This window comes from Pristimantibacillus sp. PTI5 (assembly GCF_048572955.1).
Taxonomy (GTDB): Bacteria; Bacillota; Bacilli; order Paenibacillales; family Paenibacillaceae; genus Pristimantibacillus.
Window position 1 is genome coordinate 5,694,385 of sequence record NZ_CP183886.1, and the last position, 17,564, is coordinate 5,711,948.

At 48.4% G+C, this 17,564-nt stretch carries 14 protein-coding genes; 12 read left to right on the forward strand and 2 right to left on the reverse strand.

The genetic code is table 11. The features are described from left to right. Positions 1-2 precede the first annotated feature (2 nt). The 12 genes from ACN6MW_RS25165 (at position 3) to ACN6MW_RS25220 (ending at position 15,954) form a co-directional block, all read left to right on the forward strand. Positions 3-1,172, forward strand: coding sequence for a response regulator transcription factor (locus ACN6MW_RS25165; RefSeq protein WP_419872596.1), 1,170 nt, complete (start codon positions 3-5; stop codon positions 1,170-1,172). Positions 1,173-1,433: 261 nt separating this feature from the next. Next, on the forward strand, positions 1,434-2,918 hold the full coding sequence (locus tag ACN6MW_RS25170; RefSeq protein ID WP_419872597.1) for a DUF5605 domain-containing protein: 1,485 nt from the start codon (positions 1,434-1,436) through the stop codon (positions 2,916-2,918). An 18-nt stretch (positions 2,919-2,936) separates the two neighbouring features. Then, positions 2,937-4,226: an ABC transporter substrate-binding protein gene (locus ACN6MW_RS25175; protein WP_419872598.1), complete on the forward strand. Its 1,290-nt coding sequence runs from the start codon at positions 2,937-2,939 to the stop codon at positions 4,224-4,226. A gap of 82 nt (positions 4,227-4,308) precedes the next feature. Further along, positions 4,309-5,184, forward strand: coding sequence for a carbohydrate ABC transporter permease (locus ACN6MW_RS25180; RefSeq protein WP_419872599.1), 876 nt, complete (start codon positions 4,309-4,311; stop codon positions 5,182-5,184). Between the two features lie 27 nt (positions 5,185-5,211). Next, on the forward strand, positions 5,212-6,048 hold the full coding sequence (locus ACN6MW_RS25185; RefSeq protein WP_419872600.1) for a carbohydrate ABC transporter permease: 837 nt from the start codon (positions 5,212-5,214) through the stop codon (positions 6,046-6,048). 377 nt (positions 6,049-6,425) lie between these two features. Further along, positions 6,426-6,548 (forward strand): hypothetical protein, encoded by a 123-nt coding sequence (locus ACN6MW_RS25190; RefSeq protein ID WP_419872601.1) that lies wholly within the window; start codon positions 6,426-6,428, stop codon positions 6,546-6,548. 529 nt (positions 6,549-7,077) lie between these two features. Then, complete coding sequence (gene nirB, locus ACN6MW_RS25195) at positions 7,078-9,495, forward strand: nitrite reductase large subunit NirB (protein WP_419872602.1); 2,418 nt, start codon at positions 7,078-7,080, stop codon at positions 9,493-9,495. Between the two features lie 16 nt (positions 9,496-9,511). Then, complete coding sequence (gene nirD, locus ACN6MW_RS25200) at positions 9,512-9,847, forward strand: nitrite reductase small subunit NirD (protein WP_419872603.1); 336 nt, start codon at positions 9,512-9,514, stop codon at positions 9,845-9,847. A gap of 32 nt (positions 9,848-9,879) precedes the next feature. Then, positions 9,880-11,058, forward strand: a complete 1,179-nt coding sequence (locus tag ACN6MW_RS25205) for an MFS transporter (protein WP_419876442.1) — start codon at positions 9,880-9,882, stop codon at positions 11,056-11,058. Between the two features lie 98 nt (positions 11,059-11,156). Continuing rightward, positions 11,157-13,529 carry a nitrite reductase large subunit NirB gene (gene nirB, locus ACN6MW_RS25210; protein WP_419872604.1) on the forward strand — a complete coding sequence of 791 codons (2,373 nt, stop codon included), beginning with the start codon at positions 11,157-11,159 and terminating at the stop codon, positions 13,527-13,529. Between the two features lie 4 nt (positions 13,530-13,533). Further along, positions 13,534-15,675 (forward strand): assimilatory nitrate reductase catalytic subunit NasC, encoded by a 2,142-nt coding sequence (nasC, locus tag ACN6MW_RS25215; protein WP_419872605.1) that lies wholly within the window; start codon positions 13,534-13,536, stop codon positions 15,673-15,675. A 12-nt stretch (positions 15,676-15,687) separates the two neighbouring features. After that, the gene (locus ACN6MW_RS25220) at positions 15,688-15,954 is read left to right on the forward strand and encodes a hypothetical protein (RefSeq protein WP_419872606.1); all 267 of its coding nucleotides are present in this window, start codon (positions 15,688-15,690) and stop codon (positions 15,952-15,954) included. A gap of 482 nt (positions 15,955-16,436) precedes the next feature. Here the strand turns inward: ACN6MW_RS25220 and ACN6MW_RS25225 are convergent, their stop codons facing one another. Together ACN6MW_RS25225 and ACN6MW_RS25230 are read right to left on the reverse strand one after the other, a co-directional pair. Continuing rightward, the gene (locus ACN6MW_RS25225) at positions 16,437-17,378 is read right to left on the reverse strand and encodes a hypothetical protein (protein ID WP_419872607.1); all 942 of its coding nucleotides are present in this window, start codon (positions 17,376-17,378) and stop codon (positions 16,437-16,439) included. Further along, on the reverse strand, positions 17,375-17,530 hold the full coding sequence (locus ACN6MW_RS25230) for a hypothetical protein (RefSeq protein WP_419872608.1): 156 nt from the start codon (positions 17,528-17,530) through the stop codon (positions 17,375-17,377). Before ACN6MW_RS25230 ends, ACN6MW_RS25225 begins: the two co-directional genes overlap by 4 nt. Positions 17,531-17,564 lie beyond the last annotated feature (34 nt).

Below are 17,564 nucleotides of genomic sequence, written 5' to 3' on the forward strand. Positions count from 1 at the left end.
CCGTGTGGAATCTGCTCGTTGTCGAAGATGAATCTATCGTCCGGCTCGGACTTCGCTACATGGTCAATTGGGAGGACTGCGGAATTAATTGGAAGGCAGAGGCATCGAACGGTGAGGAAGCCATAGGGATTATAGAGAAGGAAGACATCCACATGGTCATGACGGATATCAGAATGCCGGGGATGGACGGTCTTGAGCTCGCCAAATGGATTAAAGCGCAGAAACCGGAGATCCAGGTCATTATTTTAAGCAGCTATGACACGTTCTCTTATGTCCAAGAAGCCTTGCGGATCGGGGCAGCCGATTATTTGCATAAACCGACGATGGATGAGAACGAAATCGCGGCTTCGCTCCGGAAAATAGTCGCTCGTCTGGAAATAACCGAGGAAACGAATTCCTATCTGACGGAAGAAGAAAAAAATGATTACTTACTAACGCTGTTGGACAAATATACGTTCCCGGAGCATCCGGTTGTGCCGGACCTAGACCCAAGCTTCTTCGTATCTGGTTATTGGCTGACGATCTTCCGGAAGCGGGATGACGGGCTGCCGGTCATCGAAGATGCCGATAATCTACGGTTTCTGTCTACCCAGTACCTTATTGATGAATACGTAGCCAAAGAATGGGGAGGCGTCGTGTTTCACCGCAGCTTCCGTGAAATCATATGGATCGCTCCAGCGATGACAAAGCTAGGGCAGACCGAGAGAAGCAAATACTTGGAGAACTTGCGGCAAAAGGTATTGGAGCTGCTGAACGTAGCATTGATTTATTCAACGAGCCCTGCGTATAACGCGATGATTCAATTACCCGAAGCCTATATGGAAGCGCTTCTCCAATTCCCGGTCAACAAACAAAGCGATAACCTCATCGTGCGCAAGGCAAAAGAATTTATGGATAAAAATTTGCTGGAGGACATCACGTTAGTTAAAGTAGCGGAAGCGATCCATGTAAGTCCCGGCTATCTAAGCCGGGTGTTCTTAAAAGAAATCGGCGAAAATTTCATCGAATATATTACCCGCAACAAACTGGAGTATGCCCAGAAGCTGCTGCGGGAATCGAATCGGAAAATATATGAGATTGCAGCTGACGTCGGGTATATGAATCCTCATTATTTTAGCAAGCTGTTCAAAGAACGAATCGGCGTAACACCGCTGGACTACCGTAATCAATAAGCATTACGCAATGATTTGAATCTCTTATGCCCATCTGAAGAACACGGTGGCCATAAGGGTTTTTTTTATGGCTGCCGTGCCGGAAAGCAAAAAAACGTAGGAAATGTCATCTATCGTCTAGTTACGCCGGCGTGAAGCAGGCTTTCTCGGAAATCATGTAAAAATAGTAGACAAAAGAACCGTTTACCTTGCTACCGGGAGCTAGACGGATTCCTTAGAATAAGGAATAAGAAATAATTGAAAGAAAGGAAATCCAAAACCATGGGACGTAAACTGGAACAGGTATTAGAAACGGAACGCTGGGGGAAGTTGGAGCTCCGTCTTTACGGGCCGTCCGAAGGCAATCCTTATTCAGATGTAAAATTAAATGCGCGTTTCCATTACCGCCACCGAACGGTAGAGGTAAACGGCTTCTATGACGGCGAAGGACAATATTGTATCCGTTTTATGCCTGACACTGAGGGGATGTGGACCTTTGAAACCCAATCTAATGTGCAGGAACTAGACGGGATTGAAGGCAGCATGTTATGTACTTCACCCCAGCCAGGCAACCGCGGGCCCGTGCGGGTGGATAAACAAGTTCATTTCGCTTATGCGGACGGAACGCCTTATTATCCTTTTGGAACGACTTGTTATGTTTGGAACCATCAAGACGAACAAATAGAAGAGGAAACGCTAACAAGCCTGAGAGAATCCAAAGCATTCAATAAAATTCGTATGTGCGTGTTTCCCAAGCATTATGATTATAACCTTAAGGAGCCAGTGTCGTATCCGTACGAGGGGTCACTTGAAATTGGATTCGATTTGACGGCCTTTAATCCGGTTTACTGGCGTCATCTTGAACGCCGAATCGAGGATTTGCAGCGTCTGGGCATTGAAGTGGATCTGATCCTCTTTCACCCTTATGACCGCTGGGGCTTTGCTAATATGAATCCGGAAACGGATGATAACTACTTGCGTTATGCCGCAGCCAGACTGTCTGCTTTCCGCAATATATGGTGGTCTTTGGCCAATGAATTCGATTTGATGCAGGACAAATCCATGCAGGATTGGGATCGGTTTTTCCGTATCATCCAGGAAAATGATCCTTACCAGCATCTGCGCTCGATTCATAACTGGCATCATCCCGGCATTCATTACCGGAGCAATTTGCATTGGTACGATCACGGCAAGCCATGGGTGACGCACGCAAGCATCCAGCATCATGACCTTCATTTTGTTACCGAATGGCGGGAGCTGTATAAGAAGCCTGTCGTCATTGATGAATGCAGGTATGAAGGGGACCTTAATCATGGCTGGGGAAACATTACAGGCGAAGGAATGCTTGAATGTTTCTGGAGAGGTACAGTCCAAGGCGGATACGTGACGCATGGCGAAACATTCCTCCATCCCGAAAATATTATTTGGTGGTCGCATGGGGGCAAGCTTCACGGGGAAAGCCCGGAGCGAATACGGTATCTCCGGGATATTATCGAGCAGGGGCCTCAGCTTGGAGCAACGGCAATTGATTTTCAATGGGATACGGCCTCCGGCGGTGTGGATGATGAATATTACCTGGTATATTTCGGTACGAGCAGGCCCGCGTATCGAATATTGGATCTGCCGGAAGGAATTAAGTTCGCAATCGACATCATCGATACATGGGAAATGACCGTCACACCGTTGGATGGCCAATATGAAGGACGCTGCCGCGTCGATTTGCCGGTTAAACCGTATCAGGCTTTACGAATCGTAAAAGCAGGCTAAATAGAGGGGGAAATAGCAATGAAAAAAAGATTATCTGTATGGTTTACGGTATTGCTTGTCGCGATTATGGCTGCCGGATGCGGGTCCGGCAATAACAATGGGCAGGAAAACGTCTCGGCAGGCGGCAGCGGAAGCGGCCCAGCCGAGAAGGTTACAATCTCGTTTTGGGCGATAAACCAAGGCTGGGAATGGCTGGAGCCGGCTATCGAAGATTTCAAGAAAGAAAACCCTGCGATCGACGTTGAGTTTACGCAGTATGAAGTAGATCCGATTAAAGAAGCACTGAAGGTCGCCGCGAGTTCCAAAACACTTCCGGAAATGTGGTTTACATGGGGAGGAACACTCGGTTCCTTTTACCCGGAAAACGGAATGACGATGGATTTGACACAGATCGCCGAAGATCATAAATGGTCAGAGATCTATAACAAAGCCGCGATCGAAATGACCACATACGGAGGCAAAGTATCCGGGATACCCGTACATTTGAATGTACTTGGCATGTGGTATCCGAAGAGCGTTTACGAGAAGGCTAAGCTTACGCCGCCTGCAACCTTCGCTGATTTTGAAGCGCAGCTGAAAACATTGAAAGACATCGGCGTAACGCCGCTTGCATTCGGGAGCAAAGGAGGATGGCACACAATGCGCTTGACGGAGCAGCTGCTTGAGCACTTTGCAGGGCCTGAGCTGCATGACAAGCTGAACGCTCTCGAAGCTTCCTGGAACGATCCGTCCGTCATCCAAACCTTTGAGAAAATCAAAGAATATACGGACAATGGGTACTTCCCAAGAGGATATTCCTTATTGGATCCAACGGAAGCCGAGAATTTAATCTATCAGGAGCAGGCCGGCATGATAAACGAAGGTACCTGGTTCGACGGCGTCATAAACGGTCAAGGGTTCGACAACACCAAATATGACGTGTTTAAATTTCCTACCGACCAGACGCCGCAAAGAGCTTCTGTATTTGCAGAGATGTTCCAGATCAACGGAGGATCGGACACGGCAAAGCAGGAAGCGGCAGTTAGGCTCGGAGAGTATTTGACAAGCGTGGACGTCGTCAACAAATATATTGAACAATACGGCACGCCGGCTACGTTAAATGTTAACGTTTCCGACAAAACACCGCATCTAAAAACGCTGTTGGAAACGGCAAATTCGGGCGGCTTCCTTATTACGGACCAAGCGCTGCCACAAGAAGTCGCCCAGAAACTATTCGAGGCGCAGGATAAGGTTGCGCTAAAGGAATGGACGCCGGCGCAAGCCGCAGAAGAAATGGAAAAAGCCGTTCAAGCCTATAAAAGCAAATAGCCATAATCCAGCTATTCAGTAAGGATGGATGCGGAGCGGCCGAACGGCTGCTTCACGTCCACATTAGAAAGGAGCTTTGCAAGTGGCAATTAGGGTACTTAAGCCTTGGCTGTTTATCATGCCAGCCCTATTGATTTACTTGACGGTCATTTTTTTTCCTGCCATTTATACCTTTTATTTGAGTTTCTTTAGCTGGAACGGGGTAGCCCCGCACAAGGATTTTGTAGGAATTCAAAATTATGTTGATCTCATTATGAATGATTCTGTTTTCTTAAGGGCGCTGAAGAACAACTTACAATGGACAATCGGCTCGCTCGTTTTCATCATGGGAACCGGCCTGCTACTTGCCCTTCTGCTGAACCGGAAAATGAAAGGCCGCGTTTTATTTCGAGGCGTGTTCTATTTCCCCTTTGTATTGTCAGGCATTGTCGTCGCCTCGGGCTGGGCTTGGATGTATAACCCTACGCAAGGCTTTATTAATAAAGTGCTGGAACTAGCGGGACTGGACAGCTGGACACACGCTTGGCTTGCTGAACCAAAGACGGCTTTGTATGCCGTATTCGTAGCTGCCTTATGGCAGGGTGTAGGTCAGCCGATGGTGTTGTTTCTGGCAGGTCTCCAGACGATTCCTGCAGATCCATATGAAGCCGCAATCATAGACGGAGCGAAAAAATACCAGTCCTTTTGGTATATCACACTCCCGCTGCTGAGGGAAACGTTTGTCATCGTGATTGCAACGACCATGATTGCATCGATGAAAGTATACGACATTATTTACGGGATGACGGGCGGGGGACCCGCTGAAAGTACGCAGGTTTTATCTTCCTGGATGTATTATCAAACTTTTCGATTCGCCAATATCGGTTCAGGATCGGCCATTTCGCTATTCCTCGTACTGATTACGATGGTCGTAATCATCCCGTATGTGCTGTATACAACAAGAAAATCGCATTTGTAATCGGGTAAAGGATGGTGAATAAGCTTTATGGAAGAAATACGCGTTCATCCGGTTTGGAGTGCTTTAAGATACCTATTTTTGATTTTGCTGGCTGCGCTCTTCTTGATCCCGGTTGTATTTATCGCTTTCACGGCGCTTAAATCGAAGCCGGAATTGTTAACAAGTCCTTTCTATGCTTGGCCGAAGCAGTTTCAATGGGATAACTTCGCCAAAGCATGGGACAAAGGAAATTTGAGCATGTATATGAGGAACACTATTTTCATTTGTTTAGTCAAAGTGCCTTTAGGGATTGTAATAGAAGCTCTTGCCGCTTATGCGTTAACAAGACTTAAATTTCGATGGAGCAACTCGCTATTCGCTTTTTTCTTGGTGGGCATGATGATTCCGATGCAGGCAACGCTTGTACCGCTTAATATTTTTTTAAACAAAACGCATTTGGTTAGCACGTATCCCGGAATTTTTCTCGTCTATGTCGGGTTCGGGATCCCGTTTGGCATCCTGATTTTACGCGGATTTTTTCGCACGATTCCAAAGGAGATTGACGAAGCGGCACTGATTGACGGTTGCGGGGATCTGAGCAAATTTTTCCGAATCATCCTGCCGTTGTCCATTCCCGCGATAGCGACTCTTGTTATTTTCGATTTTATGGCCACTTGGAACGAGTTTTTGCTCGCGCAGATATTCATTACCAAAGATTCGATGAAAACGATAACAACGGGTTTGATGTCATTTCGGGGCGAACATGCGACAGACTATACGCTGCTTAATGCAGGGGTCTTGATCTCGATTATTCCGACATTGACGGTGTATTTAGTGTTTCAGAAATATTTTGTCTCAGGCTTGGCAGGCTCGGTGAAGGGTTAATGAGAAATTAGGATTATTGCTGCTGGTTAAAACGGATTTGGTTTATTACGGCCTCAGCGTAAGCTGGAGCTGGATCGTAATAACGTTGAAATTTATCAACTCCCTTGCTTAGCAAGGGAGTTTTTTATTTGCTTGTTCTTTTTGACAGAAGAACGGCAACAGCAGGTGTGGGAGGCTGCAAACTTTCTTTATTAGAATAACTGAACATCTCCATAAAAAAACCGAATAGCATTTTCGCTTTCCATGAATTGACTCTAAAGTTACGGTGTTATATTATGTGACATATAAAGCAATTCCGTTAGTAAACAACTAGATTTAAGTGTCATATAATTTGACGCAAAGTATTTATTAGCTAATAGATGATGAGGAGTGTTTAGATGAAATTATTGTTCATTATTGCAGGGATGCTGTCTGTGGCTAATTATAGCAAGGTCGAAGACGATTGCATGAGTAAACTTAATGAGGCATTCGTTGGGGATGAACGGTATTGGAAATCATAATAAGCCGCGCATTATCTATTTGTTTCTAATCCGCTGCTAGAATCATAACCACTTGAAAGAGAATATAATCGATGTTCAAAACCGATGGAGCGGGAATGGGTAAAAGGTGTTTCCAACAAAAAGGGAACACCTTTTTGTTGTTCAGCAATACTCGCCGCTTTTTCAGGTTGAAGTGAGAGAAGAGCATCATTACATTAAAGCTCGGCCGAAAAATATGGGAAGTAAAGTGACACGACGGAAATTTTAATACTTTAACTTCGTTTCGACTGGAATCGATTTACAGTTTAAAACGTTTTCATAGTGGAAAAAAGCCGAAAACACGAACAATAGGTCGTTCAAAATAAAATTCATACGCTATTTTATTATAAATGTTAAATTACCTCACAAAAAACCATTGAGATATTCGGCAAAATGCGGTAAATTAGTGTTAAGTAATTTGATGTGAGTATATATGACGTAAGTTTGATAGCTTATCTTAGTGATTAATGGCCTGATTTATGATGCTTAACTATTTAGGAGTGTGAATGGGATGAAGAAGAAGCTGGTTTTGATAGGTAACGGTATGGCGGGTGTAAATTGTATCGAACAGATTTTGAAGCTGGTCCCGAACCGGTATGACATTACCATCTTCGGAAGCGAACCTCATCCGAACTATAATCGAATCATGTTGTCATCAGTTCTGGCAGGCGATGCGGATATGAATGACATTGTTATCAATAGTTGGGACTGGTACAGAGAAAACAACATTATCCTCCACGCAGGGCATACGGTAAGCAGCATCGACACGAAACGTAAGATCGTAAGCACGGAAAGCGGCATTCAAGTGCCTTACGATGATGTCATTATTGCAACCGGCTCGCTGCCTTTCATGCTTCCGCTGCCAGGTGCGGACAAAAAAGGCGTTATCGCATTCCGCGACATTAAAGATTGCGAGACGATGATGGAGACGGCGAAAACGTACAAAAAAGCGGTTGTTATCGGCGGCGGCTTGCTGGGGCTAGAAGCAGCGCGGGGACTGCTGAATCTGAATATGGAAGTGTCCGTCATTCATAGCAACAAAATTCTGATGAACAGACAGCTGGACGAACCGGCTGGGATCATGCTGCAGAAGGAACTTCAGGAGCAAGGTATGAAATTCCTTCTCGGCAAACATACAGAGAAGATTTTGGGGAAAGAGCGGGTAACGGGTCTAAGATTTACGGACGGCTCCGAAGAGCGTGCAGATCTTCTCGTTATGGCAGTCGGCATTAAACCTAACATGGCGATGGCCAAGAAGAGCGGCATTGAAGTTAACCGCGGGATTCTCGTCAACGATTTCATGGAAACCAATATTCCGAATGTTTACTCGGTTGGCGAATGCGTGGAGCATCGCGGCATTTCGTACGGACTAGTCGCGCCATTGTACGAGCAAGCCGACGTGCTTGCAAAGAAATTGGCGGGCCTAGAAACGGACGGCTATCACGGTTCTGTCGTTTCTACGAAGCTGAAGGTTTCGGGCGTGGATGTGTTCTCGGCGGGTCAATACTTGGATGATGTGGATACACGCGCTGTTCGTGTGCAGGATGAGTTCGGCGGCGTATACAAGAAAGTCGTCATTCGGAACGGAAAAGTCGTCGGCGCTGTTTTGTTCGGCGATATAAGCGACGGCGCGCGTCTGTTCTCCATGATCCGCAGCGGTGAGGATGTTACGGGGAAAGAAAAAGAAATTTTGCTCGGCTCGGGCGGATCGGCTCCTTCCAACAATGATTTGATTGCCTCGATGAGCGATGATGAGATTGTTTGCGGATGTAACGGCGTTTCCAAAGGCGCAGTTGTAAATGCGATCAAAGAAAAAGGATGCACGAGCGTTAATGATATTAAGGCGTGCACAAAAGCTTCCGCTTCTTGCGGCGGCTGTAAGCCGCTGGTTGCAGATGTGCTGACCTTCGTGCTTGGCGCGGACGGCGTTAAGACGGTCAAAGAAGGCATTTGCGGCTGTACGACGCTTAGCCGTGATGAAGTGGTGGACGGTATCCGCGAAATGAAATTAACGACTTCGAAGGAAGTTATGCACGTAATGAATTGGAACAATCCGGAAGGCTGCTCCAAATGCCGTCCGGCCTTGAACTACTACCTCGGCATGGTGTGGCCGGAGGAGCATGAAGACGAGCGTGAATCAAGATTCGTTAATGAAAGAAACCATGCCAATATTCAGAAGGACGGCACGTACTCCGTTGTTCCAAGAATCTACGGCGGGGTAACGACAGCGCAGGATCTGAAGAAAATTGCTGATGTAGCGGTTAAATATGAAGTGCCGTTAGTGAAATTTACAGGCGGACAGCGGATCGATCTACTGGGCGTGAAGAAGGAAGACTTGCCTTCGATGTGGTCGGATCTCGACATGCCGTCGGGTTACGCCTACGGTAAAACGCTGCGTACGGTTAAAACATGCGTAGGATCGACGTTCTGCAGATTCGGAACGCAGGATTCGATGGCTATGGGTATCGAAATGGAGAAGCGCTTCGAACGTTTGAGCACACCGGCGAAATTTAAAATGGCCGTATCCGGCTGCCCTCGTAACTGTGCGGAAGCGACGATCAAGGATTTTGGCGTCGTTGCGATAGATGGCGGATGGGAAATTCATGTCGGCGGTAACGGCGGTACGAAAGTAAGAGTCACCGACCTGCTCGTTAAGGTGAAGACGGAGGAAGAGGTTCTGGAATGGACGGGAGCGTACATGCAGTATTACCGTGAAACCGGCAAATATAACGAACGTACGGCGGAATGGGTTGAAAGAATCGGCCTGGATACGATCAAGGCTGCCTTGGAGAAGAAAGAAGACCGATTGGCGCTTGTCGAACGCATCGAGCATTCACTCAGCCTGACGCAAGATCCATGGAAACAAATTGTGGAGACCGATAAATTGCGCACAACATTCGAAAATCTACCTGTACCGGCAGTGAAATAGAAAGGGTGGCATCAGCATGAAACAAATTAAAATCGGACATATTTCGGAGATCGAGAGCATGCGCTCAAGAGTAATCTCCATCGGAGATTTGGAAATTGCATTATTCAAGCTTTCGAACGGTGAAATCAAAGCGATTGAAAATAAATGTCCGCATAAAGGCGGCAAGCTATCCGAAGGAATCGTATGCGACCATCATGTTTTTTGCCCGCTGCATGATTGGAAGATCAATCTGAAGGACGGACAGGTACAGGAGCCGGATGAAGGCTGCGTTGTATCCTTCAAGGTGGAAGCAGACCCTGAAAGCGGCGATCTATTTCTGTATGTGGAAGATACAGCTTATAAAGCATCCTAAGGAATTCATTCGGGGAGATTGGACCAATGGCAATGAATCAAACAAAAGCACTTATCTATTCGACGGTCGCGATGACCGTATCATTCATGATCTGGTCGGTATTTCCGCCCATTGCAGGACAGATTCAGGAGCTTTTTAACCTGAGCACGCTGGAGAAGAGCGTATTGATTGCAACCCCCGTATTGCTCGGCTCGATCATGCGGATTCCGATGGGTATTCTAACGGACCGCCACGGCGGCAGGAAAGTGTTCACGCTCACGATGCTGTTCTTGATTCTGCCTATGGTTGCGGCGGGATTCGCGGATTCTTATGTTTGGATGCTGATATGCGCCTTGTTCATCGGCATGGCGGGCACCACCTTTGCTATTTCTCTGACTTTTGTATCCAGATGGTATCCGCCGCAGCGTCAAGGATTTATTCTGGGCATTGCCGGCCTAGGCAATTTGGGGGGAGCGGGAGCGAATTTCCTGCTTCCCTCGATTTCAACGTCATACGGCATATCTTGGGTGTTTTTTAGCCTGGCAATCGGAATAGCGGTTATGGCATTGGTGTTTCATACCTTTACCAAGGATGCGCCAAAGCCGGCCGAACCTAAAACCTTGAAACAATCCTTGTCCGTTATGAAGGATAAAGCAACTTGGCGTTTGTCGTTCTTTTATTTTCTGACCTTTGGCGGTTTCGTTGCTTTCAGCGTTTACCTGCCAACCCTTCTTAAAGATCTATTTCAGTTAAGCGCTTTCGACGCAGGTCTTCGAACTGCCGGTTTCGTCTTGGCGGCTACGTTGATTCGGCCGGCGGGCGGCTATCTGGCAGACCGGTTCGGCAGCAAGAATATACTCACGGTTGTCTTTTTCGGGATATTGGCCGCCGCGCTTGTCTTGTCCATTACGCTTGAGAACTTTGTTAATTTCAGCTTTCTATGCTTGTTCATTTCCTTGCTTCTTGGTTTAGGCAATGGGGCCGTGTTCAAAATGGTGCCTGAAGTATCTACAGGGAACACAGGAGCGGTTACGGGCATTGTTGGCGCAGCGGGGGGCATCGGCGGATTTTTCCCTCCGATTGTGCTCGGTATCGTCAAGGACGCGACCGGCCAATACAACTTAGGATTTATTTTTATGGTCATTTTCGCCCTGGCATGCTTAATCCTTAATTATTCTGCACTGAGGCCGAAACGAACGGGAGTCCAGAAAAACATGGAGTATTCCGCATAGCTGCCCGGCACCTGCAGTGCAAGCCGGAAAACCGGAAATGCAAACGGTACGGTTCTACTAAAAAAGACAGCAGCCGTTTCAATTTAATTGGAGGTTTAATGATGGCGAAAAGAAAATTAGTTGTGATCGGAAACGGGATGGCAGGCGTACGCTGTGTCGAAGAAATTTTAAACATCGATCGGGATGCTTTTGAAATTACGATTTTCGGCAAAGAGCCTCATCCTAACTACAACCGTATTCTGTTGTCCAAGGTGCTTCAGGGCGATACGACCATCCAAGATATCACGATCAATGACTGGCAGTGGTATAAAGACCATCACATCCAGCTTTTTACGAACGAAACGGTAACGAATGTGGATGTTGACCGCAAGAAAGTCATGACCGAATCAGGGAAGAGCGTTAACTATGACGAGCTGATCTTTGCAACGGGTTCCTTGCCCTTTATGCTGCCGTTGCCGGGAGCGAATAAGCAAGGCGTTACCGCTTTTCGGGACATCCGCGACTGCGAAACGATGGTCGAAACCTCGAAAAAATATGAAAAGGCCGTCGTTATCGGCGGCGGCTTGCTTGGACTTGAGGCGGCCCGGGGATTATTGAACCTAGGCATGAAGGTCGATGTCGTTCATATTTTTGACAGCATCATGGAAAGGCAGCTTGACCGAACGGCCGCCAAAATGCTTCAGAAGGAGCTCGAAAAGCAAGGGATGCGTTTTTTGCTTGAGAAGCAATCGGAAGAGATTATCGGACGGAGCCGAATAGTCGGGCTGAAGTTCAAGGACGGAACGAAAACGGATGCAGATCTGCTTGTCATGGCTGTAGGCGTCAGACCAAACGTACAGCTGGCTAAGGATGGCAAGGTCGAAACCAACCGCGCGATCGTCGTTAACGATTACATGCAAACAAGCGTGCCGAACGTATATGCGGTAGGAGAATGCGCGGAGCATCGCGGCATTGTTTACGGCCTCGTTGCACCGCTTTATGAGCAGGGTAAGGTGCTCGCGAAAACCATTTGCGGTGTGGAAAATGAAGGCTATCACGGTTCGGTGCTTGCAACGCAGCTGAAGGTCTCGGGCGTAGACGTATTCTCGGCTGGCGAATTTATGGACAGCGACGAAGTCAAATCATTGAAATGGATCGACGGTATCCGCGGCACGTACAAAAAAATCGTCATACGCGATAATAAGATTGTAGGCGCGGTTCTGTTTGGCGAAATCAGCGAGGGCACGAAGCTCTTAGGAATGATTAAGCAGCAGACGGATATCTCCGTCTATGAGAAGGAAATGAACGGAGCCGGCGTACGCGGCCAGGAATCGGGGGTTGCCGCAATCGCGGCCATGTCCGATAAGGAACTGGTCTGCTCCTGCAATGGAGTTACCAAAGGGACAATTATGCAGGCTATCGAAGAGCGAGGCTTGCAAACGGTGGATGAAGTGAAAAAATGCACAAAGGCATCCAGCTCCTGCGGCAGCTGTAAAACGATGGTGAGCAGCATTTTGGATTATGTGCATCTACACGGCTTCGGCCAGACCGCGGAGAAAGAAACCGTTTGTGCCTGTACGACGTTTAGCCATGACGAGCTGATGATTGAAATTCAGAACCGCCGTTTTGCTGATACGGCCGAAATCATGACCGCATTGGATTGGCAAACGGAGACAGGGTGTGAAATATGCCGTCCTGCGCTGGATTATTATGCAGGGGTTCACGGCACAGCCATGCCAAATGCAGCTGAAAATAAGCCGTCAGGCATGCAAGCCGACGGTACTTATGCGGTTATGCCGAAAATGTACGGAGGCCTAACAACCGCGGAGCAGCTGAGACAAATCGCTGACCTTGTCGACAAATACGGCATTCCTGTTGTGAAACTGCTGGAAGGTCCGCAGCTTGGTTTGCTCGGTATTGCGGCAGCGGATGTATCAGCCGTCAGATCAGAATTGGCAATGCCGGATAGCGGACCGACATACGGGAAGACCGTAAGCGCTGTGGGAACATGCAGCGGCATCAGCTATGCTGCCGACGCGATGCAGGATTCCATCGCTCTCGGCGTTGCCTTGGAGAAGAAGCTGGAGCAGGCGCAATTGCCGCAAGAAATTAAGATTGGCGTATCGGCAAGCCCGCATGACCGCGCGGCTTCGCTGTCGAAGGATATCGGGATCGTTGGGGTGCCGGGCGGCTGGGAAATGTATGTCGGCGGCAGCGGCGAACGGCTGGTAAAGGCGGGACAATTGCTTTGTACGGCTGCTACGGATGAGGAACTGCTGACGCTTGCGGCTGCCTTCCTTCAATATTACAGGGAAACCGGACATTTCGCGGAACGGTTGTCGCAATGGATTGAACGAATGGGTCTGCTGCAAATCAGGGAAGCGCTGTTCGATCCGTTTCTCTTGAAATTATTAGGAAACCGCATGGAGGAGAAGCTCGCAGCTTCGCCAGAGCAAGCAAATCAGCAGCCGACAGCTGCAGTGACAAGGTGATCAGATGAAACCATTAAAGGCACTAACCGATAACCCGGAAATCGAAGCTGCTGCCGGACATGATCATGTCATGGATACGCAATGTCCTTTTTGCAGCGTGCAGTGTAAAATGCAAATCGTGGAGCATTTCGGCAAGGAGCGCAATACCTATACCGTTCTTCCAAAGCCCAACGCGGCTTCGGAAGGGCGGCTATGCATCAAAGGGATGAATGCATACCAGCATGCACTGAGCGGCGAACGTCTCTCCTTTCCAATGGCTAAGGTCAATGGGGAATTCGTTAGGGTCAGCTGGGAGGAAGCCTACCGGCTCATACAATCCAATTTCACGCAAACGGAGCAGCGATACGGCAGCAATGCCATAGGGGTATACGGCGGCGGATCACTTACCAATGAATCCGCTTATTTGCTTGGGAAATTCGCGCGGGTCGCGCTGCGGACCAAATATATCGATTATAATGGGCGTTTTTGCATGTCCGCAGCGGCATCGGCCGGCAATAAGGCATTTGGAATGGACCGTGGCTTGACGAACCAGCTGTCCGACATTCCATTGGCACGCTGCATCATACTGGCAGGGACGAACATTGCGGAATGCCAGCCTACGCTTATGCCTTATTTTACGCGGGCAAAAGAGAACGGGGCATTCATCATCGCGATTGATCCTCGCAACACGGGTACGACCGAGCTTGCGGATCTTCATTTAAAGGTGAAACCGGGGATGGATGCCGCATTGGTCAACGGCATGTTAAAAGTGATCGTGGACGATGGTTATGTGGATGAAGCTTTTGCCAAAGAGCGGACGAAAGGCTTTAGCGAGTTGAAGGAGCATCTGGCGAGTGTTGACTTAAACGATATCGCTGAGATTACGGGAGTTCCGCTCGAGCAAATTCGCGGGGCCGCTGAAGCGTTTGGCAAAGCGGCAACCGGCATGGTGTTTACCGCAAGGGGAGTAGAGCAGCAGACTGACGGGTATATGGCCGTGCGCAACTTCCTGAATATGGTGCTGATTACCGGGAAGATCGGGAAGGAAGGCTGCGGCTACGGAGCGATTACCGGGCAAGGAAACGGTCAAGGAGGCAGGGAGCATGGGCAAAAGGCGGATCAGCTGCCAGGCTACCGGTTGATTGAAAATCCGGCTGATCGCGCCTATATCGCAGAGGTATGGGGTGTGCTGCCCGATGAATTGCCTGAAAAAGGCGTCTCAGCCTATGAAATGATGGAAAAAATCCATGAAGAGGAGATTCGTGCGCTGTTTGTCATGGGCTCCAATCCGATTGTGTCCAATCCGAACGCCAACTTTGTGGAGGAGGGACTGCGTAAGCTGGAATTCCTGGTGGTAGCCGACATGTTCCTCTCGGAGACGGCGCGGATGGCGGACTTGATTTTACCGACTTCCTCGTATTTGGAGAACGAAGGGACTTTAACGAACCTGGAAGGGCGTGTCCTATTACGGGAAGCGAGCCGGGAAGTTACGGATGAAGTGAAGCATGATTGGGAAATTCTTTGCGGCATTGCCGAGGCTCTCGGGAAAGAGTGGTATTTCTCCTATACGGCCGCGGAACAAATCTTCGAGGAGCTTCGGGTTGCTAGCCGAGGGGGGATTGCTGATTATTACGGCATTACTTATGATCGGCTGCGGAAGGAAGAAGGGGTTTATTGGCCTTGTCCAAGCCTGGACCACCCTGGAGAGAAGCGATTATTCGAAACGGCGTTCGCGCATCCCGGAGGCAAGGCAGAGCTCGTTGCGGTAGAAAACCATTTTCCTGCGGAGCAGGTCAGCGGGGAGTTCCCGCTCTATTTGACAACCGGCCGGGTGCTCTCGCACTATTTGACGGGCGTACAAACCCGGAGGAGCCATACGCTGGCGGCGCGCAGCTTTGAATCCTTTATGGAAATTCATCCGAAGACGGCACAAAAATACCGGATCGAGGACGGCTCGCTGATCAAGCTGGAATCGAAGCGGGGAAGCATCGTCGTCCGCAGCAAGGTGACGAGGGAGATTCGTGAGGATACGGTATTTGTGCCCATGCATTGGGGCGATATTCAAAATGTCAACAAAATTACGAATCAAGCGCTCGATCCGACCTGCAAAATGCCGGGGTTTAAAGTATGTGCGGTTAACGCAAAGCCCCTTGTCGAATCGATGTAGAAGAGACTTCGAATGGTGAAAGTGAAAAGCCGAAACCCCAAGGGATCTAGTCCTTTGGGGTTTTTGTGCATCGCGGGAATGACACGGCATCAGGTCACCGATAACCGTTTCTTCCCGATGCTTGGTTATTTTGATTTAAGGCGGCGGGCTGCGTCCAGCCGTGATCTTTTGCGGGACGTTTTACTTTTCACTCTTGTTTTCTTGCTGGGCATGCTAGATACAAATGCTTTCGGTCCCATCAATGATCCTACCATTTTGAATGCAGGCTGTATTTGTTGAAAGATGCCCCAAAATTGTTGGACTTTCCCCATGATTGACATAATTCCGTCAAACCCGGATAACCGTGACGGCGCCTTGATTTCGTTTTCCAACGTTTGTGCAGATGGGAGTTCTGCGGGTGCCAACATGTCGGGATCGCTGATTGGTTCGCTTGTAGCAGGAAGAACTTCGCTTGTACGGACTCTTTTCTTTCGCTTCACGTGTACCACGTTCCTTTGCTCTATGATGTCTCCTCGCTAATTTCCATTAGCTAGTCAGATAAGGCAGGCCCGCAAAATAACTGCTTCATTTCAATCTCTCATTCAGTGGAGGCCGCCTTTATTCCATAAACATGCTCACGACGGAGTATAGTGTAGATTATGTTTGATTGGAGCAGCTTGTTTGTGTGTTTGTGACCGTAACCGTATTTCAATGTCATATGACTATTTAAGAGATTTAGAAATGACGTTACCGGAAGATTTAGGGTTCTTTTATTGGCTCCGTTATTTATTGGTTTGAAGGAAGTCCTCATCCCATTTATATCTCTCGTTGTAAACACTCATAACCTCTTCGTATAAAGGACCGAAGCTTGATTTTGGATAGCTTTGAATCATGCGGTAAAGCCGCAGAAAACGGTCTTTGGGAAGCTTGCGCGCATAACGCAGAACCAAATAAGGATAAAGCGTAAGGTATCGCTTCATACGGACCGCGGCGCCGGCAACGCCGACCAGAATGCTCTCGCCATGCTCCATTTTCAAAATTTGCGCTTCATAAAGCAAAATATACCGGAAAGTATTTTCCTTGAGCAGGTCTCGCCTGATCTTTGCAAGCTCGCCGATATATTCGACTAGATCGGGATTAAAATGGTCCATCAGCAGCGGTTCCAGCATGAGGTCCATATCCTTGCGCAGCACAAACGACTGAAGCAGCAGGATTTGCTCGATCCGAAGCTGGTCGGTATGAACGAGCGCCCCGATTTCGCGCAGCATTTCGTAAGCGAGCGGTTTATCGCCGTTATGAAACACGGCAATGGCGGTTTCCCGGTCATTGGCGAGGCCGGCTATGAGGGTGTAAGCCTCTCTGTGAAATAATTTTTCAAGTTCCAAGCGCAAAAGTGCAGGGTTCGACCGTCTCTGCATCGTCCATAATAGAGCGAGCAGCGCCGTGCCCCCTATTGCAAGCAGGGTTGTCTGCAACGCAGACCCGCTCAGCACTAAACCTACAATAGTAATGAACAATACGATGAACCTTGATCTCCAGAACGAGCGGCGCAGCGCAGAGGCAGCCCGTTCCTCTGCCGATTGCAGGGCGAATTTGCCGCATACAGGGCATTCCGATTCACCCAGTACGGTAAAATAATTGCAACGGCGGCAAATTTTAAGCTTATTGTAAGGATAGCGTGTTTTAATATAGGGAGTAAGCCGTACCGGCAGCTTCATCGTCATTCGCGATCACGCTGCCCGCCGCTTTTTAGAATAGAAAAGACCAGCTTGTTCAACTGCTCTGGAGATGGGGCCTTTCTCCGGCGCGAGCGGTAGTTGAAAATGCTGATCATGACAAAAAGAAACAATAGCCCGAGACTGACGTATGTAACCATATGCTGTTCCTCTCTTACAGTAAAAGTGATTTGT